Here is a 24,564-nt window from a genome sequence, read left to right as displayed (position 1 = left end):
GTCTGCCATCACTCAGGGGGCGAGTGCATCCCCCTTAATGAATACGGTTTTAAATGGGCTTCCAGTGATCAATAACACAATAGATTTTTTACTGTAGCACTGTGTACATTATCTTGCCCACTGATGGCCTGTGATAACGTGCTGTAATTGTTATCTGCATGACTTAATTTTTCGGTTAAAATCTGTGCTGCCAGTAATGCTGATCCGGGTTGGCTAAAAGTAGACATCCCGCTAATACGGCTATGAACCTTCTCTTTATTTGTTGAGAGTTGTCGCAGTTGTTGCGTTATCTTATCCAACAGGTTCTGTATTTCATCAAGATGGTTTTTAGCCGTAGCGGGGTTGGCGACTATTTGTTGTATATGCTGTTCGGCAGCACTCTCAAGTTGTAATTTAATCTGAGTGAATTGTTCTTTAGGATAACCATGCCCTTCTCCCCTGGCACTGAAATGATTATTCAGTAAGCTCCGCTGACTTTCATCGACGCTGAATACTGTCTGATCATGACGTAATTGACCATGAATACCAAAGCGTCCCAACCCTTTGTTTAATTGTAATAGTCTCTGTTTTAGCGTACTTTGTTCAGCAAATTTTACCGCGGTCATTTTATTTTTTGTCCCCGATACAGAAAACAATAATGTTTCTCCCGTGGATTGTTGTAGCAAGTTATCGAGGTCGTTGGAAGTAAAATCAACCTTTGGCCTGCGTGTCAATTCAACTTGTAGCTGCCGATCAACCGTGCCACCAGAAAGCTCGCTTCTCTGGTGTAATAATGACAATAATTTATTCGCCTGCTGTTGAATAAGAGGCGAGCTTTTCTCCTGTTCTTGTGCATGATAGTAATGCGATAGCTGACGTTCAACATTCATTAAATAGCGATAGGCCTGCTGCACTGAGGTTAGCTGCTGATTAAGCTGCACGTTATAACGTAACGGGCAGCTGGAAATCAGCGGCTGATCGGGGAAAGTAGCGGTTGACCTGTTACTTTTTTGTGTTTGGGTTCGCCGTAATGTCTCAATGCCACTTTGTTGGGTTAACGTGACAGTATCTGTTTTGCTGGTGCTGATTTTGTTGGTGTGAAATTTTACCGACATAGAATCTCGGTCTACCTTATATAGTCAAATAGGGAAATTCGATAGATTTTGCTATAGATTAAAAAACTGGTCTGCAACGCAGATTCTTGCTGCGTGAGTTCTAGTATTTTATCTTTCTTGTCGTCCTCAGTTAGCCCCACTAAATGAGTAGATAGCTGATTGTTGGCGTTGGTTTGTGTTATTTGAACACCGTCCAGAAGTTCTAACATATTCGTTCGGTAACCCAATTCAGTTACCGTGCCACTGACATCATCCCTGGCTTTGCTGGTTAGATCTAAAAGTACCTGGATATCATTCTGATAGTCGGATTTCTTTTTAGTCGTATCTTTCATGTTTTCACTCAGCTGTTTAAGCTTGGTGAGTATACTCATATCGTTGCCACCGGCTGTAGAAAACGCACTGTAGAGATGTACATTCGCCTTTAGTGTCACGCCCTGTGCCACACTCACTTCACGATATTCGGCATTGCCTGCATAGCTATAGCTTTGAGTACCAGTATCATAGATTATGGGTGCTACATCATTTTTGGTACCAGAGAACAGATAGCTGCCACCGGTATCTTTAGCATTCAGCTGATAGATGATCGAATCGATAATATACTCCAGATTAGCAGCATGGATAGGCATATCCTGATCACCGTTGGTATCATTTGCGGCTTCTTGTAATCTTACCCCTGCCATCTTTAATTCTTCTTGAATAAAATTAGGTAATCCCCCGGCTTTGCCGGGGGACTCCGTAAGGTTTGACCGTGTGGTGCGGTCACCCGAATCTTCTATCTCGACCAAGAGATAGGAAATTCAAATGAAAGATTACCAGAGTCTTAGCCATACGAAATGGGATTGTAAGTATCACATTGTTTTTATCCCGAAAGGCCGTAAAAAAACAATATTTGGTGAAATTAGAAAGCATCTCGGTGAGATGTTTCACGAGTTAGCAAGTCAGAAGGAATGCAAAATTATTGAAGGACATTTGATGATTGATCATATCCATATTTGCATAAGTATTCCGCCGAAATATTCAGTGTCATATGTAATGGGTTATCTAAAAGGAAAAAGTGCAATCTCAATCGTACGACGGTTTATGGGTAAAGTCCGGAATTATAGTGGTGAGAATTTTTGGGCTAGAGGTTACTTTGTATCTACAGTGGGTTTGAACGAAGAGCTGATACGAGCTTACATTCGATACCAAGAAAAACAAGACAATCATTATGAACAATTGAAGCTTAGGATGTAATGACCGCCTTCAGGCGGTTCAAGGTTTGTTGGCCTCTTCTAGGGGCTAATAATTAAAGCCCCCGGCTTTGCCGGGGGATATTTACTGGCTTCTATCCGTCGTCCTTGAGCCCCAAAACTAATTTGCAGACTTTGGTTATTTTTTTGATACTGTGCAATGACCGTGTTCTCGCTCTGCACCTGTAAATTTCTGGCACTGGCGACAACATCATCTGAAGGCTGTAGCACCCGCATTCCATCGCCACTGAGCTGCTCACTCAGCCGATTTATTCTCGTTCTAATGTCGGCAGTACTGGATGACATTATCCGTGAGAACCTTGCTGTACCTTGTCTGCCATAGCCACTAATGTGTTCTGCCATATTGATTTCCTTGTAAGAAGTCTAGTATCAGAATATTTCTAAAACGCTGCTAAAAAGTTGTCCGGCGATCATGATCATTTTCAGATTGGCATTATAGAGGTTTTGATATTCCACCAAATGGGGCCCTTCTTGATTCTCATCTACACCATTCGCGCTGATTCGTTCACGATTTGCCCTATTCAACTCCTCTCTGCTTATCTCAAATTGACTCTTATAGTTAGCTGATTTCCTCGCCAGATCATTGATAGTAGAATCGGCAGCCTCTTTAATCGTAATATTTCCTAAAGCGGGGAATTTCTCGTTTTTCAATGCTATTAATTTTTTCAAATTGCCATTATCAGAGACAGTGCCCGTCGTCGCTGAGAGCCCCAATTCTTCAGCTTTAATATCAGTGATCTGTAATATCCGGCTTGGATTGTTACTATCAAAATGAAAGAGCGGTTTTCCTTGATTGCTATTTAAATCATAGCCAGCCTGTAATTGAGCATTAAATTTCTGTTCTATTGTTTGCGCGATATTTTGAATGTTTTCCTGCAAGGGCATTAGCGTATTAGATTCAATATCATTCATTGCCCCTAGCTGACCACCGCAAGACGGATTAACAGTAGAAGTCGAGCCAGGATATTTCAGCTGAATTTGCTGGCCACCACCGGGTAACGTAGTTAACGCCATTTCTCCCGCTGTATTACCTGTGACCAAGGGATGACCATTTTGTAAGGAAATATCATAACTGCCATTATTCGCATTATTAACCCGTACCTCTATCAAGGCGCTTAACTCTCTGACACTTTTATCACGCTGATCCCGCAGGGTATTGCTATTGCCACCCGTGGATTCTAACTCGATAATTTTTTGGTTATAACTCGCGATGTTAGTACTGAGGTTGTTGATCGTGGCAACAATATTTTTGCGGTCATTAGCCAACCCTGCTTTCTGATTATTAATCTCTTGATTAAAATAATTAAGACGTGATGCCAATACCTTAGCCTGATTGATTATTTCCGCACGATTTATGCTGCTATCAGGTTGCTCCTCACTATTAATCAGACTATTAAAAAAGGCATCCAATCTTGCTGGCAAGGAATTTTTGGATTGAGTACTAGACTCGCTGAAAATCTCTTCCAACGTTTGCAAATACTGCATAGCCTCTCTGTCATAACTTTCTTCACTGCCTGCTTGCCATTCCTTGCTCACTAAAAATTGATCACAAATCCTACGGATACCATCAATGCTCACACCATCACCGGCACGGATCCCGCTGTTCGTACCAGGGCCAAGGCTGCTGGTTTCAATCTGTTGGCGTGAATAATCTCTATTTTCCTGGTTCGCCATGTTCATCATCACAGCATCTAGATGCGCTTTCATGGCTCTGGCACCACTGGAGGCAATCTCAATTAAACTCATTTGCTCGCTTCCCTTTCTGTTAGTCAATAAGAATTAACAGTAAATTTTTTGTGGTATTCACTGTGGTTTTATAAGAAAAACGACCGCTGAATCTTAGACTTAAATAACTGCAGCAAGATAAGCCTGAGAATCTGTTCGAAATCTATTGAGCACTTAATTGTTTAATCAGTAAATCAGCGATACCACTACTGCGTTGTGCAGCCAATGTCGATGCGAGTTTGTCATCGTAAAAATCACGCATGACCCCTTGTTGTTTACTATTAAACAGATTGTCACCCTCAGCTAAGGCATCAGATGTTTTGCGCATCTGTTGTAACAAATTGCGCATGAATAACGCCTCGAACTGTATTGCGGCTTCTTCGATATTTTGCGGCTGAATTTCCCCGGTAAAACTGCCGGGGATCACGGTGCTTGGCTTACTGATTACTTTTTTATTAATGATTTCGTTCGCCTGGATACTCTCAGTCATTTATTTTTTCCTTAGATTACTACCAGTTCAGCATCTAGCGCACCCGCTTCATGTAACGCTTGCAGGATAGCCATAATGTCATCAGGGGATGCACCTAAGCTATTGATAGTGTTTACAATACTGCGCAAACTGGTACCCGCTGGTACAATAACCATTTTTCCACCGTCTTTGTCGACGTTGATGTCACTTTGTGGCGTCACTGTGGTTTCACCTCCCGATAACGCATTCGGCTGGCTAACTTTTTGATCCTCACGAATGCTAACCGTCAAATTGCCGTGTGAGACTGCCGCTGCGCGTACTACCACCCCTTCACCGATCACAACCGTACCGGTACGCGCGTTAAACACTACCCGAGGTATCTGCTTGCCAGCATTAATCTGCACATCTTCTAGCATCGACATAAAAGCGACGCGAGCACCTGCCCCTTGCGGTGCATTGACCACCACATTCGTTGCGCTTTGAGCTGTGGCAGTATTGGCACCGAAGATCCGGTTAAGGGCAACAGCAATATTATTGGCTGATTTAAAGCTAGGGCGTTTCAGATTGAGGATCACGGTGTCGTTGGTTTGAAAATCGCTGATCACTTGCCGCTCAATACTGGCACCATTAGGAACGCGTCCTACAGTCGCTGTGTTCACTGTCACACTAGAACCACTATTCCCCTCTGCTTTCATACCGCCAACCACCACATTACCTTGTGCTAATGCATAAACTTCACCATCGGCACCACGTAACTGAGTGAGCAACAAGGTACCGCCGCGCAAACTTTTGGCATCACCAATGGATGAAACCGTAACATCAATCGATTGACCACGGGCGTACATCGGGGGCAAGGTGGCGCTGATAGCCACTGCCGCCACATTTTTCACTTTAGGATCAATCTTGGCTGGCAGCTGCACACCAAATTGACGCAACATATTAGCCATCGATTGACCCGTGAATTTAACCTGGTTTTTATCTCCAGTACCGTCCAGACCTACTACCAGGCTGTAACCCACTAATTGGTTACCACGCATCCCTTGAATATCGACCAAAGAGCTTAAGGGCTGTGCGTTGGCCAGCGGTAATGTCAGCCATAATCCAAGCAGCATAAAATAACGTTGAAACATAGTTAATACTCCTGCTTAGATAGGGAACAGCTGATGGTTGAAGAAACGCGTCAACCATCCCGCTGAGTTAGCATCACTGAGCGCACCACGACCTGCGTAGGAGATGCGCGCATTAGCAATACGTTGCGAAGAAATGGAGTTATCACGCTCAATATCCTCTGCGCGTACCAGACCTGTCACACGCATGTATTCATCCCCTTGATTAAGAGTGAGCCATTTTTCGCCGCGAATAACCAATACGCCGTTCGCCAATACCTGATGTACTGCTACGGTAATCGAACCACGCAACATATTTTGCTGCTGTGAGCTGCCGGTTCCATCAAATTTACGTTTACCAGAAAGTGAACCGCTGAATTTGTCAAGTTTTTTGCCTAATACCTCCGGTATTCCTAGGGTCATATCATTATTTTTGCCAAAATTAGTCTTCGCTTGCTTACTCGATTGGGTCGATTCATCCAACTTTACCGTCAAAATATCGCCGACACGGTAAGCACGCCGATCTTGCAGCAAAGACCAGTTATAGGCGGGTTGATACAGTCCGCCTCCTTGCAAAACAGGTGCTGGCTGGTTCAGATTCTCCGGTGGAGCATAAGCAGCATCATCTTTATGCACCAATAATGCCGGAGATTCACAGCCACAGAGCGCCAACACTATCGGCGTTAACATTAAAAACCTTTTCATTCATTATTCGCTTTTAAATAATTGGCGAGAAGATTAGATATTATGAGTAACGTATTTATCCATCTCATTACCCGCAGTGATCGATTTGGCGATAATTTCCCAAGCTTGTTGTACTGCAAGCATCTCAACCATTTCTTCTACTACCTGTACATTAGATCCCTCCAATGCATTCTGCATAAGTTTGCCTAAAGCGCCTTCTCCGGGTTCCCCTTCCTGCGCCTCACCACTGGCTGTCGTTTCTCTATAAAGATTGTTACCAATGGGAAGTAGCCCGGCCGGATTAACAAAATTAACCAGTGTCAGTTGCCCGAGCTCAACCGGATCGGCTTCACCACCGACCATGGCATTGACAGCACCGTTTTCGCTAATGATTAACCGTTCAAGACCTTCTGGAAGTTCAATCCTCGGATTCAAAGGGAAGCCTTCTGTCGTTGTCAGTACACCATCCGCGTTTTTACTCAGATTACCAGCACGGGTGTAGGCCATGTTGCCATCGGTCATTTCTACCTGGAAAAAACCTTGCCCCGTGATCGCCACGTGCATCTCGTTCGGGCTTTCCTTCTGGGTACCTATGGTAAATTTCTTTTGCGTTCCTACGACTCTCACCCCTCCGCCAAACTGAATACCGTTAGGAGAGATATTATTCTGATCCACCGGTGAACCTGGAAGTCGCTGAGTCTGATAAAATAGATCGGCGAATATAACGTCATCACGTTTAAAAGAATCGGTATTAACGTTAGCCAAATTATTAGCAATAGCTTTCATTTTGGCATCTTGTGCCAAAAGACCGGTTTTGCTGACCCATGTTGAGTGACTCATTATTTCTGCTCCTCAATCACTGATTTTATGATTAGCCTTGAAGCAGTTTATTGCCTGCCTGCGCCAGTTCTTTTGCAATTTTTATCATGTTGATTTGTACCTCAAAATAACGACCGATTGAGATGCTGGAAAGCATCTCGCTGACTGCAGAAATGTTGCTGCCTTCCAGATAGCGATTTTCAATCAGGATACCTTCATCACGTGGGTGAGTAGGAAGATCAGTGATTAAGAGACCGCGGTCGTTCTTGCGTAATTCATTCGCCGGGATATCAACCAGTTTGATACGATCGATATCCGCTGGAATAGCGATCCCATCTTGAGGCACGATAGAAATCGTACCGTCACGGGCTATCGACAGTGAGCTATGAGGGGGTAATACAATGGCCCCACCATCACCCAGCAACGGCAATTGATGAACCGTTAATTCTCCATTCGCACCAATATTGATATGACCATCACGGGTGTAGACTTCACGGTTGCCGTCTTGCAATGCAATCAAACCTCGATCTTTCAAAGCAATATCGAGATCAAGTCCCGTTTCCTTTAACATGCCGGCAGTCATATCAACCCCGGCGTTTTCCAGTGCGATAGGAAAACGGGTAGCATAGCCTTTTCCTGCTACCCTGGTGGTGATGGATCTTTCCAGATCCGCACGAAAGCCTTGGGTATTGACATTCGACAAATTATTAGCATGAATTTTTTGTTGAGCCAGGCTACGATTAGCGCCACTCACGGCGGTGAATAGAAAATGATCCATGTTATAGCGCCCGCATTAATGTATCCTGCATGCTTTTATTGGTCGTCAACACTTGGGCATTGCCTTGATAGTCATGTTGCGCGCTCAGCATTTTTACCAGTTGGTCAGTCACGTCGACGTTAGAGCCTTCTCTTTGACCTACGTGCAGCTCGCCCAACAAACCATTGTTGGGCACATTGATTACGGGATCACCGGAAAGCGCGGTCTGTGCCCAGCTAGTTTTACTGACAGGGGCAAGATGACTTTCGTTGGCAAAACTCGCGAGCAGAATTTGACCCATTAACCTAGATTCGCCATTGCTGTAACTGGCGCTAATCTTGCCATCTGCTTGAATTGTCAGATTCTTATAAGTACCAGGCGCATTACCGTCACGACTGCTATTGACATCCGATGACGCGCCATATTGTGTAAAATCGTTATATTTAACAGCGAGAGTAATGGGATCGATGCCAGGGATAGGAGGGGCTGGTGGATTCGTATTCCCTATAGCAGGATTAGGCGTGATTAATTTTCCTTGCGTGTTAAATTCCAGAGCTGTTTGGCCTACATCGACCTGATCCAGTTGGTAGTGAACAGTCCACTCATTGACGCCAGTCTTGACAAAATACTGAGCAAAAGAATGTGCATTGCCTAATGAGTCATAAACTTTGGTGAAGTTCGTAAGGCTGTATGTCTGATCATTATTGGGGTCAAAATTTGGAATGGTAGGGATGATAGGCATCCTCGCGTCTAAATTATTCTTCACATTCACTTCACTGCTTGCTTTAGCCGCTATCATACCCTTATTGATTTTTAAATTACCGACAACCCCTTGTTGCAATACACCATTGGCATCGACTGGAGAGCCTTGAACCTTTTTGCCATCAAGACCAATTAAATTTCCTGCTATATCGGTATCGAAATTTCCAGCACGGGTGTAAACCGTATCACCTTCATCACTCGCCAAAATAAAGAATCCGTTACCATTGATCGCCACGTCCAGGTTATTGTCAGTCCGAATAGCGGTTCCCTGTCGGCTGATGCTATGCGATACGCCACTGACTGCCACACCCATAGGGTCACCTTGGGAATACATGGCGGCAAATTCAGCTTCTTCCGATTTATAACCGATAGTGCCCGAGTTGGCGATATTATTACTGATACTTTTTAACTTCTTAGTAATGGCATCCAAACCAGTGACAGCGATATTATTACTCATAACATATTCCTCCTAGATTAATGGGTTTAAGCAGCAACAGGCACTGAACCTGGTGTTTTTACGCTGGAACCAAGCTGACTGATTTTGTTAAAAGAAACATCACCCAAACCTGAAACATTCAATCGCGGCTGGCGACCGTTTGAGATACGCACATTGTTCACCGTACCCGCTAATTCCAGCGGAATGGTTTTGGCTTCTTCACCAGTGCCTGTTACCACTGTGAGCGTATATTGCCCAGGGGGCATACCCAACTCTTTGGGATCAAGGGTGAAATTCACGGTTCCCGCTTCTTGCTGACCGAGAGCGAGTTTATATTCTTTGTCAAACTTATCTTTGAGATAGACGGTAACAGCGGCTGATGCATTTTCCAACGTTAAACGCGCATCATACGTTTCTGTCCCCGATTCAAGTTTATTGGTCTCTACCATCACCTTTTGTCCCACTAAATTCGCTTGAGCCAAGGCTTGCATGTTTTCCATCAGAACCGTATTTTTATTAGTAGCCTCGACCATTTTTTGGCTAGATGTAAGTTGTGCCAATTGGGCCAACTGACTAATAAATTCCGTCCCGTCGGTTGGATTAAGTGGATTCTGATGTTGCATCTGTGCGACCAGCAATGTCATAAATTGGTCTTTTAATTCTTTTGATGATTGAATTGTAGGTTCTAGCGTTTTCTTACCCGTTGAATTCATCGGTTCTGTAATATTAGGAATCGACATCGTTATGGTTCTCCAAGTTTTAATACACTTTTTTGCATGCTTTTTATGCTGTTGAGGACTTCAATATTGGTTTCAAAGCTGCGTTGTGCAGAGGTCATGTCTGCCATTTGTTCGACGACATTCACATCTGAATAAAAGACATAACCTTGCTCATTAGCAAGTGGATGATTAGGTTCATAGCGCTGTACTGCATTGCCGGTTTCGACTATGTCAAGCACCCGTACTTGCGCCCCGCTGACACCTTGGCGATACTTCCTGCCTTCGCGCAAATAAACCGCAGAAAATAGGGGACTGCGCGTCTTATAAACGGCAGCGGCACTGGCTGCAGGTGAATCAATATTGGCCAGGTTACTGGCAATGGTATTCAGCCTGATAGTTTGAGCGGTCATTGCCGATCCAGATATTCGATAAATATTCTCAAAAGACATGGTTTATTTCCCTTCTATCGCTTTTTTTAGCCCCAGTAATTTCATATTCAGAAATGACAAACTGGTTTGATAGTCGAGGGCATTCTTTGAAAATTCTGCTTGCTCAATGTCCAATGCCACTGTATTCCCATCTGTAGACGCTTGATAAGGCATGCGATATTTTATTTTCGTATCAGGCAGCGTATTAAATTTAAGTTTTACACGTTGCATTTCAGAGACAAAATCAATATCTTTAGCTTGAAAATGTGGGGTATTCACTTGAGCTAAGTTGGCTGCTAGCAGTTCCGCTCTAAGAAGTCGAAGCTGCATTGCTTTAGGATGAACGCCCAGCGATTTTTCAAAACTCATGCTCACGAAATTTTTCCTGTCTGATGTTAAAAAGATTTTGGCACATTCAATAAGGCAATCAACGTGCCAGGTAAATAACATCATGATTAATATTAATTTTTCTTTATTCGTCTTAAAAAAATGGAAGTGCTGTTTCCCAATTGTATTTTTCCGCCAGACGACAAGTTTTAGTCGAAATCTATGGGGCCACCGTTATTTTTATGGTGATCTTTTGCTGATATTACTATTTAGCGCTCATTGCTATATCGGGCAGGCTATTGCTGCGGAACAAAGCGTAAGAAAACAGATCTATGCGCGAACAGCCGCTAGCGTCAGCGCTGATATTGCCCGTACCGCGAAGCGTAAAAACTGGCAAGACTACAGGGTACAAATGAATATTTTTATTCCCAGCGAAATCAGTTATTACGCACCCTGTCACAGCCCTCTTCAGGTAGCCGATCCAGACGAGAGTCGGAGTGATCTAGCGCGCATGCGTTATGTGATCAGCTGTGAGGATCCTCACAGCTGGGAAGTTGCAGTTACGGTGAAACCCGATATTTATTTACCGATATGGGTTGCTAAGAAGAGTATTGAACGTGGTAAAAAAATTACTCCTAACGATATCGAGTTAAAAAAACGCAATATCAGTGGCCTCTTTGGCAATTATCTTACTGATCCTGATGAAGTGGTCGGTTTCACCGTTAAACGCCGTATTCGTGATCTCCAGCCATTATCCGTATCCCATCTTGAACAGCCGACTCTGGTTACGCGAGGACAACAAGTATTGATGATTGCTGAACAAGAGGGAGTGGTCGCGCAAATGTTAGGTGAGGTATTAAAAAACGGTCATAAAGGTGATCGGGTAAAAGTAAAAAATTTAAGCAGTGGAAAAACAGTGAACGCCACAGTCGATGGTATTGGTATCGTTCGAATGTTAGTAGGGCCAAATTAGCGCACACCGCGTAAAACCTACTTATGTGCTCGTAAATACGTTATGCAAATTCTGCGTCACCTGGTGCTCGCAATCCTCATGTACACGTATGTACCGTGCAGTTACTTCGCTCCTGACGCCTTGAATTCGCATAACGAACGACGGTTTTGCAAAAAGTCTAATACATTTCAAACAGATGATAAAAAAGATAAGAATGGGCTAAAGATCTGTCCTGTTAGTGTCGTTTGATCGGATATGAAAATAATTTCACTGATTTTTAACTTTTATAGAGGGATTTTATGACTACCATTCGAGATGCCATTAATACCTCTCCTATTTCAAGAACAAAGAAAAAACTGGAGAACACAGAACCTGAGGTTAGATCTGATCACCCTAATACGGAGAAGTCGGGGGTTCTAACCAGTTAGAGAAACATTTAGGAAAAGCGCGCGAAGAATTGAATGCCATGTCAGAGATAGATAACACACTAATCCAAAAGATAAAAGAGGGGATAAAAGAGAATAAGGAAATCAACCTCTCTGACTTGGCTGAAGCAATGATAAAATTTTATAGATAAAGGCTAACTGACGATGAACGCAACCCAAAGTTTAAAGCAGCTTCTTTTGACCATTCAATCGGATCGCAAGCACTATATTTCATTGGATAAGCTGTTGCTAACACAACGCCAATGTATGATTACTTGCAATGCCACGAAATTGTTGGCCGTCAATGAACGCTTGAGTGAGATCTATCACGCATTATCTCAAACCGCGACAGAGCGCCTAGCGCTCTTGAAAAAGCTAAAAGTAACGGCTGATAGCAAGGGGATGCAGATACTTTTTCAGCGTTTACCAGAACAGTACCGTGAACATGTTACCGCGCTATGGGCAGATCTGGAACAACGCGTTCTATCCTGTCAACAGAAAAATCTGAGCAATGGTAAACTTATTTCCATGCAACACGATATTTTCGCACCATTACTCGGTTATAAAGAAGCGTTTCTTTATGCTGGCTAATCATTGAAAAGAAGATGGCTTTTACTCAATATGATTAATAAAAATAGTGTTCTCATAACATTGATTATTTTTATCAGCATTTTTATATTGCTTTCTCAAACTATGAATATTGAGTTAATTACCTTGAGAAAATCTATTTATGATATACCAGAACATGTGATTAGAACCATGAAACAAACGGTAAAGCATACAGTAAAACAAACGGTGAAACATACTTTTTTAAGCTGATGTTATCAGCTTAAAAAATTCTTAATCGATTGTCACCGATTTCATCTTTATTTTAATAGGGAAATACCAATTAACAGATCTTCACCAGAGTCTAAATGAATTTTTTTCAACATCGGCGTAAAATCAAAATTTTTATCCATTCGCCAACGGCTATAAGCACTCACCATTTTTACTATTATCGTTTCATCCAATGTATCATTATTCAGCTTCCATATTGAGCATAGTATCTTTATATTAAAGAGATCAATACTTAATAATCTGAACATTTGACCGTAATTTAAGCTATCATGATAGGGGAATGTGTTATGATATACTTGATACAAGACATAATTTTGTAATATATGCGGATGCTTGTCAAAATAAGGTGCCAATTGTTCCTGCCAAATAGTCATTAATTCTGTTTTACGTTCATCCAGATGGATTTTTTGCATGAGGCTTAATTCACTTAATTTCAATATAAATGGTATTTTTTGTGCGATAGGTAAAGTGAGTGATAATGGAACCATTCCCAATAAAGCTAATACCGATGATTTAACATTTTCTATTTCAGGCAATTCGCAAAAAGTTTGTTGTAAGCTTCCCTGTTCACTAAGTAGATTAAATTCATCGGCTAATATCTTGATCCTTTCCAACACCTCTTCCTGATTTTCTGCTTCCTGTTCTTGTTCTGCGCGATTTAATAAGATGCTGGCCACATATAAGCTTTGCTCCAGAGAAAAATTTTCGTTAGTCACAAGATTAAAAATTAAATAATTGAGTTCTTGACCCTCTATTTTGCATTCAATATTGGTTTCACTTTGTTTATTGACAGCATAGATAGTCAATGCTTGCGGATTTAATAAAATTTCACGGCAAGCAGTTTCACAGCCTAAAAATAAACTTTGTCTTTCTTCATTTTGCCAGTTAAATGTGATGCTCGTATCAAGTTCATTCTCAGTAGCACAAAATGGACACTCACAACTTGTCTCCAAATCGGCAAAACAATTGACATATTCGGGTTGATAGCATTGAATATTTGACATGATTCTTCCTAAAGTGGTGATTATTTTATAGTGACTAAGTCCTTGGCTTGCAATATTTTATGAAAAAACAGGTGTGCACTTTCTATTGCAACCTGTTTTTTTTCATCCCATTGTTTGCTTTGATAAGCAAAACTGGGATAAAGGCCTAGCCAGCGATCGCGTTGCATCGGGATTAGCCAATAAGCATTTAATGAATAATCCGCTGGTGATGCAATTTGTTGCTGGTATGTGATGCCTTTTGTCATATCCTGTAATAGGATATCGTAATAAGGTTGATTGACTGCATAAGCACAAGCGGCTGATGCTATCTGGACCCGAGCGACGCCAGGCAACACAGTCAGTGTTTGCAGTTCTCCGTACTGACCGCCCAATAATATAACCTCCCAAGGAAATGAGGTTAAAAATGTGAACAAACGATTTACATGATTTAACGTTCTGTCTTTTTTTACAAATTCAATATCTTCTTCAAGGAGTAAATAATTACGCCATGCGGCATCTTTAGCCTGTTGTAATATCGCCAGGTGAGTCTTACTTTGGGAAACAATGTGAGAGGGATGCTGCAACAGAGGATAATGAACCAGTTGTTCTGCGTTGATACCAAGGTCAGTAAATTTTTTCTGTAACTGTTGCCAATGAGAAATATCATCGTTGCGTGTTACTATCACTATTTTTTCAAAGAATGCCCAATTTACTTTCAGCGATGCTGGCGCCTGAGTGAGACGGTGATAATAAGCCAATAAATTTTTATCTTCGACGATATCCTCAAGCGTAAAATCTGATGCTTCATTAGAACTAATAATAAAATCTTTATCAAAGGTATTGTGATTATGTGCAATACACAAAATAGCCTTCCGTGGTTCAATCTGTAAAACCGGCACAGTAAAGTTGCGTAAAAACTCCGCTTCTTCCGCCAGGATCTTTTTATCAAGATAACGATTTTTCTTCAGATAATTACGATGATATGCAAAGGTACCATTTAATGCATGATTAGCCCCCATCGATGTTGTCTTGTATATTTTATTTAAATGACTGTACCAAACATAAATTTGATCTGAACCAGAGAATTGTGCGTAATTATTTTTCATTTGCGTGATAGTGTAAGAAATTTTATCCGGAGGATAATAATCGTCATCATCCATACAGATAATATATTCCCCTGTCGCCAATACATTTAATTGGTTACGTTTCTCCCCAAAGCTAGACGTTTATCGCTGTATATATAGCGAATAGTTTCATCACTCGCGCTACCAACCAGTAATGTTATCAAATCCTGATTGCTGTGTTCAGAATCATCCAGAAGAATCAGCTCACGGCGATCAGCAGGATAGTCTTGATATTGATAGATATACAATAGATAAGGTAGAAACTCACGCCTATTGTAAGTTGGACAAATAACGCTGACAAACGGCTGAAATTGACCTTCTATGATTTTTTTATTCTGGCTCCGCTTAAGCGATGCCTTCACCAAGGTATTAATCAAAGATGTGCCACTGTTTGTTACTTTGTTATGTTTTTTTTTATTTTTTTTCATTATTTGCCTCCATGTCTCTTAATATTATTAGACATGATTACGTAACCAACATTGTGTTGAAATACCGTCACTAATTTTTAGTTCTTTACGTGCTTGTGCCAAAATGAAAGCATGTTGTTGTTGCTCTAATACTATTTCAACCATTTTTTCCTGGCAGACTTGTTGTTTTAAGCTAATTTGTAAATTCTGCGCCTGAATATCGGCCAATTGTTGTTCTTGCTTCTGCCAGTTAATGACCCGTTGAATGTTTTTTTTATAACTGGATTTATTGCTCAGTAACGCTGCAGAAGTAGCATGGATCGTAGGGCTTTTATTTGATAATGCTGTTAATGCATTAATATTTTTTTCATAACGCAGACAAAGTCTTTTCTGTTGTGATAGCTGAGCGGTTAATTTGTTAACTTTCTGGTGACGTAATTGCAATAATTTTTCCAATATAGAGTTCATAATTTTTAGCCCTATGTGTTGTCATCCCTCACTATGGTGAGAAGTCTATTATTATATGATTTATCGTTATTTAAGTTGATCCTGTATAGAGTGTGGCAAGCTGTGCCACAGTGGTAGCCAAAGACGCTGATTGGCTCACTTCTTGGTATAAAAAATGGGCTATCGCCGGATAACTATTGACTGCTTTATCGGCATTGGCATCAGCGCCAGGGATATAACCGCCTAAAGGGATCAGCGGCTTAATACTAATATAATCAGCATATAATTTTTTTAAATGACTCGCCGATTTTATATGTTCCGTACTTGCTATTTGGCTCATACAACGACTAATAGACTGACCAATATCAATCGCAGGATAATGTCCGCTTTCAGCCAGTTGACGCGAGAGCACAATATGTCCATCCAATACCGCTCTGGCACAATCGACCACCGGATCCTGCTGATCATCACCTTCCGCTAAAACAGTATAAATTGCTGTCATGGTTCCCTTACCGTTACTGTTACCTGCACTTTCTGCCAGGCGTGGGATCACACTGAAAGCAGAAGGAGGATAACCTTTGGTCGCGGGGGTTCTCCCAGTGAGAGGGCAATTTCGCGTTGTGCCATCGCATAACGCGTCAACGAATCGACCAATAGCAGGACATCTTTGCCTTTATCTCGATAGTAGGTAGCAATCGAATGGCAGATTTCAGCAGCTTTGATGCGCATCAAGGGAGATTCATCGGCTGGCGCGGCGACGACCACTGACTTCGCCATTCCTGCCGCCTGTAGTGAATGTGCGATAAATTCATTGACTTCGCGTCCGCGTTCACCGATCAGTCCAACCACCACCACATCCGCTTGGGTGTAGCGCGTGATCATACCCAGCAGAACACTTTTACCCACGCCACTCCCCGCCATCAATCCGACACGCTGTCCCTTACCTATAGTAAATAAACCGTTGATGGCTTTTACACCGACATCCAGTGGTTCTGCCACCGCACGCCGCATCAGTGGATGGATCTGTGGTAATTGCTGAATCAGGGGTGTTTCGCCCCCTAAGGCGCCCTTACCATCTATAGGTTCTCCTAAGCCGTTTACCACGCGCCCTAACCAGCTATCATCGATCAATTGTTCGCTTTCATCGTAGCCTGGAAAAACCCGGGCACCGCTTATCAAACCACTCGGCGGCTTAAAAGGCATTAAGTAGGTGACATCACGATCAAAACCGACAACCTGTGCTTCGACAAAAATAGAGTCGCTACCTTCAACCCGGCAGCGCTGACCAATGGCGAGACGGCAGCCGACACATTCAAGCAAAATACCATTAACCCGTACCAAGCGGCCTGAAACGCGGACAAGACTGATATTGTCAATGGATTTCAATGCATTATCGATAACTGAACTATCAGTAATACCCTCCACCGGGTTCTCGGTCATTTTAATCATGCGTGCTATCCGTTAATAAATTGCTTTTTAACACATCGATACACTGATCCAAACGATGTTGACAACCCACATCCATTTCAGTGGTTTCGGTGACAACACGACATTCACCGGGTTCCATGGCCACATCCGCCTGTAAACCCCATTGTTTTACTTTTTCTGCGGCTACATCATTGATACGGGCAAATTCTTCTGCATTGAGATAAATTTTTAGTTGTTTCGGCACTGTGGGTAAGCTAGCGAGTGCTTCTTCTACCAACGTCAATAATTGCGTAGGTTGTAACGCCAACTCACAACGGATCACCTGACGCGTCACTCTTTCTACTAATTTCATTAACTCATCACGGCGTCGGACTTCATAATTATTCAGATAATCTTGCATCGCAGTAGATAACACAGAAAAAGGCTGGATCGCGTTGGTAAAAAGATCTTTCCCCGATGTTCGTCCTTCCACCCGACCTTTTTTCATGCCTTCGTCATAGCCTAAACGAACACCTTCCTCATAGCCCTCTTCCTTGCCATCGATCACACCTTGTGTGAAACCTTGCTCAATGCCCTGCTGAAAACCTTTTTGTAATTGCTTTTGATATTCCTCTGGTGCTAGCTCAACCCTATCCTGCCCTAACGATGGCAAAGGTGTCTGGTGTAATGGCGGAAATTTATGTAACCGGTACTTCACCCCTGAGGTAGCTAACTTATTTTTACCTGACATGTGCTATTACTCCACGGTTGGTTCAGCAAAGAGTTGCACCTGAATTTCTCCTGCTTCGGCTAATTCACGGACTCTGGCCATAATTTCTTTGCGTACCTGTTCAACTCGACTGACGGTGATAGGCCCCATGCGATCCGTTGCATTTTGCAATAGCTGAATTTGACGTTTCGGTAATACGTTGAAAATAGCTTGACGTAATACTGGCTCAGTGCCTTTCAATGCGACCGCCCAATCGTTCATTGGCACTTCATCTACCAGACGTTGTAAGGTGGTTTCCGTCTGACGGCTAAGGATGAAGAATTCATACATTTCATCTTTCAGTTCATTAAGTACATTTTCATCACGTTCCCCCAACTGCTCCAAGAGCTGTTGTTGATTATTCGGAATACGGTTAACAATATTGGCTGCCTGTTTGATACCCAATACTTTAGAACCGTGTTCTGAAAGCAGTGTTACGCCGCGTTCAATCAAGCGATCAAGTTCATTCACCACATCATGATTAATGTCATCCAGTTTAGCGATGCGGTACAACACATTATCCTGTTGATTCTTATCTAAATAAGAAAGCACATCAGCAGCGACATCCGGTGGCAAAAATGCAAGGAATACCGCTTGTAACTGCAAATGCTCCTGAGCAATCAGCGCCGAGAGTTGTACGGGATCGATCCATTGTAGACGCGTCATTCGATGGCGAATCTCATCGCCATAAATGCCGTTGATCACGCTTTTGGCGATCTCTCCCCCTAAGGCCTTTTCCAGAATACTTTGTAAATAACTGCGTGAAGCACCGTTAATGCCACTCTGCTCACTGTAATCATGGAAAAAATCATTTAACGCTTGTCGGGCATGGATAAGTTTGACATCTTGCAGACGTGACATGGTTTCACTGATACAGATCACCTCTTCACGACTTAATTTCTTCATCACCGCCACCGCGGCGTCCTCACCAATGCTGAGCAGTAATATGCCAGCCTGATCCAAACGTGTACGGATCTCCTTCTCAGCAGGACTGTCAGAGATATCAACTAGTTTGTTCATTGGATTCTGTGTTGCTTCTTTCATTACTATTGATCCATTGTTTAATCACTTCAGCTACACGGTCGGTCTCAGAATAAGCGAGCATCTGCATATGGTTTATCTTGGTTTCCAGACCTGAAGACGGTGATGGTAAATTTTCTTCTTCCTGGAACGGGGATTTAGGTAACGCTTTTGCTAGAACTTTTTCATCCGTGGCTTCTGTATCAAACTCGCCCAATTGAGGTTCTGCTTCTTTTTCTTCTTGCGCTGTTCTCTGATCGCTAGCGGCAACGGCTTCTACTGGAAACTTCTCTTCACGAGTAAGACGTTGCACCAAAGGTCGGATGCCAAACCACAAGAACAACAGTGTTAACAGACCTATGCCTATCATCTCGGCCCAGCGTAAAATGCTCGGTTCTTGCCACCAAGGTAAGATAGGTTCCTGGTACTCAGCTTGTTCGGTGAAAGCGATCATATTCATCGTCAGAGAATCACCTCGTTTGAGGTCGATACCAGCGGCATCTTCTGCTAGCTGCTTTAACTCATCGAGTTGTTGTGTTGTCCATTGCTCCACCGCCGGGGCAGATTTATTCAATACAATGGCGACGGTCATTTTTTCTAGCTTGTAACTGGGATGACGCACATGGCGAATATCGCGATCATAAGCAAATTTACGCTGTGATTGATTACGGCTAATAACGGCAGCAGCGGGTGGCCCGGTATCTGCCTGCGCTGCTGGCTCATTACTCAAGGTACCAGGAATACCTGTTGCGCTGTCATCGTTGCCACTTTCCTGACTCACATTTTCGTCAATGGTGTGCGGATCGGTGCCATAACGTTCGGAGGTTTCTTCAATATGGCTCAGATCCACTTGTGTCGCCACACTGATACGGTAGTTATTGAGCCCGACAATGGAATTGAGTAGATTGGCGATATTTTTTTCCGCCGCCATTTGCAGCTTATGGGCTAATTCTGGGCCAGTTTTGACCATTGACAAGCCATTATTGCCAGTTTGATATGCTTCAGAAAGTAAATCACCATTTTGATTAATCACCCGGACATTAGCGGCTTTCATCCCGGGAAGGCTACCAGAGACTAATTGAACAATGGCACCTACCTGTTCTTCTGTCAGCCGATGACCGTATTTCAAACGTAATATCACCGAAGCGCTGCTATCGGGTTTGTTACTAATGGCAAAAGAGCTGGCTTCAGTCATTCCCAAATGCACCCGGGCATATTCAACCGCGTCAAGTGCCATGACACTTTGCGCTAGCTCACCTTCCAGACTCCGTTTATAGCGAACGTTTTGCATAAACTGGCTACTGCCGAGCATGGCTTCTTTATCCATTAACTCATAGCCAACGGGTAAAACAGCAGTGATACCTTTTGCAGCCAATGTCATGCGTGCTTTGCCTAACTGACTTTCGGATACCAGAATTTGACCGTTATCCGGGTTGACACGGTATGGAATAGATTCGCCGCCGAGTACCTCCACCACTTGCGCAATCGGAATATGTTCCTGAGAACCAAATAATGCGGTGTAGCCTTGTGAACTGCGCCAAAGACTGAAAATTATCGCGCCGCTAATCACGGTTGCCGCGATACCCATGAGGATAGTATTTTTATTTTTGTCCCACTTAATAGGGGGCAATTTTTGTTTAAGTTTATCTAACACCGTTTTACCTTACAGCGGAGTATTGATGATTTCATTCATTGCAGTGAGGAGCTTGTCGTTCACCTTCTGCAGTGCCGAGAAAGCCACGCTCGCTTTTTGACTCTCTAACATGGTGCCAGTTAAATCGTCACTGATGCCCATATCTATTGCTTCCTGTTTGTCACTGGCCACATGTTGTAGTTGATCCACACTATCAATCGCGTGATCGAAAATCCTGGCGAAAGAGAAGGGCGTGCTCTCTTTATCAAGAGTTAACACCGTATTCGCAAAAGCACCATTGGCAGCAATGACTATTACCTGCTGCATTTTTTGCAGTATGGGTGCTTGCAAAGAAGCGATACCCATCAAATTAACTTTATACTCATCCGTCATAGCTATTTTTTATTCCTTAACTCGTTATGAGTAGCATTCAATATCGATACCTTCTTCACGCATAGAAGCGAGTCGGTAACGTAACGCTCTTGGTGTTATGCCTAAAAATGCTGCTGTTTTTGTTTTACTACCTTGATGGCGTTGCAATAAATCAACAATATATTGATATTCCGCTAAGCGACCGCGTGATTTAATATTGCTTTTTCTTTCATGCGTATTCATTCGGCTATCATCTGTTTTAAGCAGAGACATTTTTTCCATCTGGATACTACCCGTAGAGAGAGGTAAACCGAGATCTGAAAAATCAATCACTCCGTTATTACTCATGATGATGCCACGTTGAATGACATTTTCTAATTCCCGGACATTACCTGGCCAGGAATATGTTTGTAGCCTTTGCTTGGCTTCTAACGTTAATTCTATTTTAACGTTTAAAAAATCGTGATATTTTTTAATAAATTGTTGTGCTAATGGCTGAATATCTTCTGGACGTTCACGCAACGGTGAAATGTGAATGGGCACGACAGAAAGTCGATAAAAAAGATCCTGCCTGAAATGTCCTTTCGCTATTTCAATCTCCAAATCTTTATTGGTTGAAGCTATTATTCTGATATCAAGTGGAATACGTTTTTGTCCACCAAGACGCTCTACTTCCTGTTCCTGTAAAACTCGCAATAATTTAACCTGTAGCGCTAACGGCATATCGCCAATTTCATCGAGTAATAATGTGCCGCCATTTGCTTGTTCGAATTTTCCTGGAACACTGGCAATAGCACCGGTAAAAGCACCCTTCTCATAGCCAAATAGAATAGCTTCTAGCATACTTTCAGGAATAGCTGCACAGTTGACCGCAATGTAAGGGGAATGGTCCCCTATTGCTTTTTGATGAATATATTTTGCTACACACTCCTTACCCGTTCCTGTTTCACCGGTAATCAGCACGGGAACATTGAACTCAGCGACACGGCGCGCGAGGGAAAATACGCTCATGCTGGAGGAAGCATGAGCGACAAAACCATGATCATTTTTAGATAAGAAATCCATAGTGATACTCATCATAATGTGTTTTCACCCTGAAAAATAAATTCTGTAAACTCTTTTTTCATCAAACTTATTGCTTTATTAAACTATGGTCTAACTAAACTATAACTCAACAATGAGTGTAAGTACGGTAGAGAGTGATGATATTAGAAACAATTCTGTATCAATTTAATTAAGTTAGTACATTGGTGATATTTAATCATCGGCGGCAAGTATACAAGTAGCTACTGGCATCATAGCATTAAAAAAAAATTAAAAAAATTAATTTATTTAAAATCAATAAGTTGACTATTATTTATTAATTTAATTAAAAATAAATAAATAAATAAATAAATAAATAATAAAAAATCTATTGTACAGTTTGGTAATAGGAGGTTTAATTAGCGCCTGTAAAATTTGATTGATAAATAAAATGACGGGATAGAAAATGAGGCGTGATATCCTTTGCAAGCAGTCAAAAGGCGTGCAGTTAAAAAATGTACAATCAAAAAAAATCAAGGCAAAAATCTATCAAGGTGATCAATTACCAGAGGTAATGACACTCGATATCAATAAACTGGGTCGCCCTTACAACAAAGTACCCAAAATAATTTCTGATTATTTTGATATTTTAGACTCTAAAATTAGCCTGTTTTTCCTAAAAAAATATCGGGTTAATCTATCGTTAAAGAATATTAATACCGAGATGGACTGTAGCCATAAAAACGCTAAAGTCTTCAGTACTGAATTGGGAAATGTCGCTTTCGATACTGAACGTAGTTTTTTATTGAGTATGCTCAATGGCTATTATGGACTCAGTAAAGATAATACTGCTGTTGAATCCGGGGTACAAACATCGATAACCAAAACAGAAGAAAGACTGAAAAATAAACTGGGCATTGAGTTAACACAATTATTTCTGAATATCGATGATTTTGGTGAACCATTGGTATTAAAAAATACTCATAGTACCTTTGTTAAAAAATGGTCTTATCGCATAATATTTTCATTAGCCGGTGACGAACAGCATGTTTTTTATCTTTTACTTGATGCTAATCATGTTGATAGATTACTCCGTTCTCATCAGTCTGACGATGAAGAAGAGAAAAAGGCAGGTAATAATAAAGCAGCGCTCCCTTTGGAAGAATTGTTTAATAAATTGCCGGTTACGTTAAACTGTAGATTAACCAGTGTTAACCTCACATTAGCCGAATTAAAAGTGCTGAAGGAAGGAGAGATTATTACTGTCTCTATGCCTGAACGTTTTCCGGTTTTTATTGGTAGAGAACAAATGTTTAATGCAACCATTACAGAAATTCGCGGAAAACTTTTCCTTTCCGAATTCAATGAAAAAACGATGAGATAATACCCATGACTGACGAGCAAAAAGAATTAAACGCCGATCTTGACCTCGATCTCGATTTTACCTTAGATCAGATAGCAGATAGCGAATCAAGTGATGTGGATGCTGTTGAACCTCAACAAAATACTGTTACTGAATCTGCAGTAGCCAAATCAGCGCTAGCCGAAAAAGCACGTAATATGTCATTGTTTAATCGTATTCCAGTTGCATTAACATTGGAGGTGGCATCGGTTGAACTTTCATTGGCTGAGCTGATGTCTATCAACACGCAATCCATTGTTGAACTGGATAAACCTGCCGGTGAACCCCTTGATATCAAGGTAAATGGTATTTTATTCGGTAAGGCCGAAGTGGTCGTACTCAACGATAAATATGGCCTGCGAATTATTGAGTTGAATAATCAGAATCTGGGTGAACTTGCCCTATGAATTGTGAACAGCGCGCAATGCCCAATTCGCGTAGCCTGGTCGGTTTAACAAGAGGTTTATTGTTGATCTGCGGATTGCTGTTTTCCTCTGTTCTGTTTGCACAGGACGGAGGCATCACTTTCTTCAGTACCACTGAAACAGCCAGCGGGCAAGATTACAACGTAAAAATTGAAATCCTGATCCTGATGACTTTGTTGGCCCTGCTGCCAATTATGTTTTTGATGATGACCTGTTTTACCCGTTTTATTATCGTGCTAGCGATCTTGCGCCAAGCCTTAGGTTTACAACAAAGCCCACCCAATAAAATTCTGGTGGGTATTGCCATGTCTCTAACGCTGCTGATCATGCGTCCAGTCTGGACGAAAATTTATGATAATGCCGTGCTACCTTTTCAAAATGATGAAATCACACTCAAGCAGGCGTTGATGAAAGCACAACAACCGCTGAAAAATTTTATGCTGGCTCAGACCAGTACTTCATCATTAGACCAGATGATGGGAATCGCGCAGGTTACCGGTGCGGCGCAAGAGCAAGATCTGAGTGTGGTGACGCCGGCTTATGTACTCAGTGAATTGAAAACAGCATTTCAGATTGGTTTTATGATTTATCTTCCCTTTTTGGTGATTGATCTGATTGTTGCCAGTGTTTTGATGGCAATGGGAATGATGATGTTGTCCCCTTTGATCGTTTCTTTGCCGTTCAAGCTGATGTTATTTGTGCTCTGTGATGGCTGGACGCTGATCGTCGGTACTCTAACCGCTAGCATACAGGGGCTATGAT

General features: G+C 42.1%; 28 protein-coding genes and 3 pseudogenes. 6 read left to right on the top strand and 25 right to left on the bottom strand.

Annotation, left to right across the window (positions count from 1 at the left end):
• Nucleotides 1-68 precede the first annotated feature (68 nt).
• Together CCS41_RS09445 and CCS41_RS09440 are read right to left on the bottom strand one after the other, a co-directional pair.
• Complete coding sequence (locus tag CCS41_RS09445) at nt 69-1,094, bottom strand: hypothetical protein (protein WP_072551051.1); 1,026 nt, start codon at nt 1,092-1,094, stop codon at nt 69-71.
• An 11-nt stretch (nt 1,095-1,105) separates the two neighbouring features.
• On the bottom strand, nt 1,106-1,774 hold the full coding sequence (locus tag CCS41_RS09440; protein ID WP_072551052.1) for a hypothetical protein: 669 nt from the start codon (nt 1,772-1,774) through the stop codon (nt 1,106-1,108).
• A gap of 121 nt (nt 1,775-1,895) precedes the next feature.
• On the opposite strand from CCS41_RS09440, the gene tnpA reads away from it, so the two are divergent.
• Nucleotides 1,896-2,327, top strand: coding sequence for an IS200/IS605 family transposase (gene tnpA / locus CCS41_RS09435; protein WP_119797021.1), 432 nt, complete (start codon nt 1,896-1,898; stop codon nt 2,325-2,327).
• 38 nt (nt 2,328-2,365) lie between these two features.
• On the opposite strand, the gene CCS41_RS09430 is transcribed toward tnpA, so the two are convergent.
• The 11 genes from CCS41_RS09430 to flgB form a co-directional block, all read right to left on the bottom strand.
• Nucleotides 2,366-2,686: a hypothetical protein gene (locus CCS41_RS09430; RefSeq protein WP_072550121.1), complete on the bottom strand. Its 321-nt coding sequence runs from the start codon at nt 2,684-2,686 to the stop codon at nt 2,366-2,368.
• A 27-nt stretch (nt 2,687-2,713) separates the two neighbouring features.
• Complete coding sequence (gene flgK / locus CCS41_RS09425) at nt 2,714-4,090, bottom strand: flagellar hook-associated protein FlgK (protein WP_072550122.1); 1,377 nt, start codon at nt 4,088-4,090, stop codon at nt 2,714-2,716.
• Between the two features lie 142 nt (nt 4,091-4,232).
• Nucleotides 4,233-4,559 carry a rod-binding protein gene (locus CCS41_RS09420; RefSeq protein ID WP_072550123.1) on the bottom strand — a complete coding sequence of 109 codons (327 nt, stop codon included), beginning with the start codon at nt 4,557-4,559 and terminating at the stop codon, nt 4,233-4,235.
• An 11-nt stretch (nt 4,560-4,570) separates the two neighbouring features.
• Nucleotides 4,571-5,668, bottom strand: a complete 1,098-nt coding sequence (locus CCS41_RS09415) for a flagellar basal body P-ring protein FlgI (RefSeq protein WP_072550124.1) — start codon at nt 5,666-5,668, stop codon at nt 4,571-4,573.
• 15 nt (nt 5,669-5,683) lie between these two features.
• Entirely contained in the window at nt 5,684-6,349 is a 666-nt protein-coding gene (flgH, locus tag CCS41_RS09410; RefSeq protein ID WP_072550125.1) for a flagellar basal body L-ring protein FlgH, read from the bottom strand.
• A gap of 33 nt (nt 6,350-6,382) precedes the next feature.
• Nucleotides 6,383-7,168: a flagellar basal-body rod protein FlgG gene (gene flgG / locus CCS41_RS09405; protein WP_072550126.1), complete on the bottom strand. Its 786-nt coding sequence runs from the start codon at nt 7,166-7,168 to the stop codon at nt 6,383-6,385.
• Between the two features lie 31 nt (nt 7,169-7,199).
• The gene (locus CCS41_RS09400; RefSeq protein ID WP_072550127.1) at nt 7,200-7,925 is read right to left on the bottom strand and encodes a flagellar basal body rod protein FlgF; all 726 of its coding nucleotides are present in this window, start codon (nt 7,923-7,925) and stop codon (nt 7,200-7,202) included.
• A 1-nt stretch (nt 7,926) separates the two neighbouring features.
• Nucleotides 7,927-9,123 carry a flagellar hook protein FlgE gene (locus CCS41_RS09395; RefSeq protein ID WP_072550128.1) on the bottom strand — a complete coding sequence of 399 codons (1,197 nt, stop codon included), beginning with the start codon at nt 9,121-9,123 and terminating at the stop codon, nt 7,927-7,929.
• Between the two features lie 26 nt (nt 9,124-9,149).
• A complete protein-coding gene (locus tag CCS41_RS09390) occupies nt 9,150-9,842 on the bottom strand; it encodes a flagellar hook capping FlgD N-terminal domain-containing protein (protein ID WP_072550129.1) in 693 nt (230 codons plus the stop codon).
• A gap of 2 nt (nt 9,843-9,844) precedes the next feature.
• On the bottom strand, nt 9,845-10,270 hold the full coding sequence (flgC, locus tag CCS41_RS09385; RefSeq protein WP_072550130.1) for a flagellar basal body rod protein FlgC: 426 nt from the start codon (nt 10,268-10,270) through the stop codon (nt 9,845-9,847).
• 3 nt (nt 10,271-10,273) lie between these two features.
• Nucleotides 10,274-10,618 (bottom strand): flagellar basal body rod protein FlgB, encoded by a 345-nt coding sequence (gene flgB, locus CCS41_RS09380; RefSeq protein ID WP_420836466.1) that lies wholly within the window; start codon nt 10,616-10,618, stop codon nt 10,274-10,276.
• An 82-nt stretch (nt 10,619-10,700) separates the two neighbouring features.
• On the opposite strand from flgB, the gene flgA reads away from it, so the two are divergent.
• Complete coding sequence (gene flgA, locus CCS41_RS09375; RefSeq protein ID WP_072550131.1) at nt 10,701-11,549, top strand: flagellar basal body P-ring formation chaperone FlgA; 849 nt, start codon at nt 10,701-10,703, stop codon at nt 11,547-11,549.
• A gap of 569 nt (nt 11,550-12,118) precedes the next feature.
• Nucleotides 12,119-12,544 carry a flagellar protein FlgN gene (flgN, locus tag CCS41_RS09370; protein ID WP_072550133.1) on the top strand — a complete coding sequence of 142 codons (426 nt, stop codon included), beginning with the start codon at nt 12,119-12,121 and terminating at the stop codon, nt 12,542-12,544.
• Nucleotides 12,545-12,819: 275 nt separating this feature from the next.
• Here flgN and CCS41_RS09360 read toward each other — a convergent pair whose 3' ends face one another.
• The 12 genes and pseudogenes from CCS41_RS09360 to CCS41_RS09315 all read right to left on the bottom strand — a co-directional run.
• Nucleotides 12,820-13,794: a hypothetical protein gene (locus CCS41_RS09360; protein ID WP_072550135.1), complete on the bottom strand. Its 975-nt coding sequence runs from the start codon at nt 13,792-13,794 to the stop codon at nt 12,820-12,822.
• 20 nt (nt 13,795-13,814) lie between these two features.
• Nucleotides 13,815-14,933, bottom strand: a complete 1,119-nt coding sequence (locus tag CCS41_RS09355) for a glycosyltransferase family 2 protein (RefSeq protein WP_119797519.1) — start codon at nt 14,931-14,933, stop codon at nt 13,815-13,817.
• Between the two features lie 32 nt (nt 14,934-14,965).
• Nucleotides 14,966-15,325: a glycosyltransferase family 2 protein gene (locus CCS41_RS17405; protein ID WP_119797518.1), complete on the bottom strand. Its 360-nt coding sequence runs from the start codon at nt 15,323-15,325 to the stop codon at nt 14,966-14,968.
• A gap of 27 nt (nt 15,326-15,352) precedes the next feature.
• Nucleotides 15,353-15,772: a flagellar export protein FliJ gene (gene fliJ, locus CCS41_RS09345; protein WP_072550137.1), complete on the bottom strand. Its 420-nt coding sequence runs from the start codon at nt 15,770-15,772 to the stop codon at nt 15,353-15,355.
• Between the two features lie 70 nt (nt 15,773-15,842).
• The gene (locus CCS41_RS16705; protein WP_240313911.1) at nt 15,843-16,091 is read right to left on the bottom strand and encodes a hypothetical protein; all 249 of its coding nucleotides are present in this window, start codon (nt 16,089-16,091) and stop codon (nt 15,843-15,845) included.
• Nucleotides 16,092-16,157: 66 nt separating this feature from the next.
• A pseudogene (locus CCS41_RS16700) lies at nt 16,158-16,672 on the bottom strand (flagellum-specific ATP synthase FliI); the annotation flags it as partial.
• 520 nt (nt 16,673-17,192) lie between these two features.
• Nucleotides 17,193-17,909 (bottom strand): flagellar assembly protein FliH, encoded by a 717-nt coding sequence (fliH, locus tag CCS41_RS09335; protein ID WP_072550138.1) that lies wholly within the window; start codon nt 17,907-17,909, stop codon nt 17,193-17,195.
• A 6-nt stretch (nt 17,910-17,915) separates the two neighbouring features.
• Nucleotides 17,916-18,947 (bottom strand): flagellar motor switch protein FliG, encoded by a 1,032-nt coding sequence (locus tag CCS41_RS09330; RefSeq protein WP_119797746.1) that lies wholly within the window; start codon nt 18,945-18,947, stop codon nt 17,916-17,918.
• Nucleotides 18,931-20,601: a flagellar basal-body MS-ring/collar protein FliF gene (fliF, locus tag CCS41_RS09325; protein ID WP_072550140.1), complete on the bottom strand. Its 1,671-nt coding sequence runs from the start codon at nt 20,599-20,601 to the stop codon at nt 18,931-18,933. Before fliF ends, CCS41_RS09330 begins: the two co-directional genes overlap by 17 nt.
• Before the next feature lie 9 nt (nt 20,602-20,610).
• The gene (gene fliE / locus CCS41_RS09320) at nt 20,611-20,973 is read right to left on the bottom strand and encodes a flagellar hook-basal body complex protein FliE (protein ID WP_072550141.1); all 363 of its coding nucleotides are present in this window, start codon (nt 20,971-20,973) and stop codon (nt 20,611-20,613) included.
• Nucleotides 20,974-20,997: 24 nt separating this feature from the next.
• Nucleotides 20,998-21,174 (bottom strand): annotated as a pseudogene (locus CCS41_RS17715) (helix-turn-helix domain-containing protein); the annotation flags it as partial.
• 69 nt (nt 21,175-21,243) lie between these two features.
• Nucleotides 21,244-22,029: pseudogene (locus CCS41_RS09315) on the bottom strand (sigma-54 interaction domain-containing protein); the annotation flags it as partial.
• 412 nt (nt 22,030-22,441) lie between these two features.
• Here CCS41_RS09315 and CCS41_RS09310 point away from each other — a divergent pair.
• Genes CCS41_RS09310 through fliP form a run of 3 tightly spaced genes read left to right on the top strand, consistent with a single transcriptional unit; the run spans nt 22,442 to nt 24,563 of the window.
• Nucleotides 22,442-23,359 carry a FliM/FliN family flagellar motor switch protein gene (locus tag CCS41_RS09310; protein WP_205411414.1) on the top strand — a complete coding sequence of 306 codons (918 nt, stop codon included), beginning with the start codon at nt 22,442-22,444 and terminating at the stop codon, nt 23,357-23,359.
• A gap of 5 nt (nt 23,360-23,364) precedes the next feature.
• A complete protein-coding gene (fliN, locus tag CCS41_RS09305; protein ID WP_072550144.1) occupies nt 23,365-23,784 on the top strand; it encodes a flagellar motor switch protein FliN in 420 nt (139 codons plus the stop codon).
• A 17-nt stretch (nt 23,785-23,801) separates the two neighbouring features.
• Complete coding sequence (gene fliP, locus CCS41_RS09300; RefSeq protein ID WP_072550184.1) at nt 23,802-24,563, top strand: flagellar type III secretion system pore protein FliP; 762 nt, start codon at nt 23,802-23,804, stop codon at nt 24,561-24,563.
• The last annotated feature ends 1 nt before the right edge of the window (nt 24,564 follow it).

The sequence above is a fragment of the Candidatus Fukatsuia symbiotica genome (assembly GCF_003122425.1).
GTDB classification, from domain to species: Bacteria; Pseudomonadota; Gammaproteobacteria; order Enterobacterales; family Enterobacteriaceae; genus Fukatsuia; species Fukatsuia symbiotica.
The sequence above is the reverse complement of the archived record's forward strand: the minus strand, read 5'-3'. Positions and strand labels throughout refer to the sequence as shown.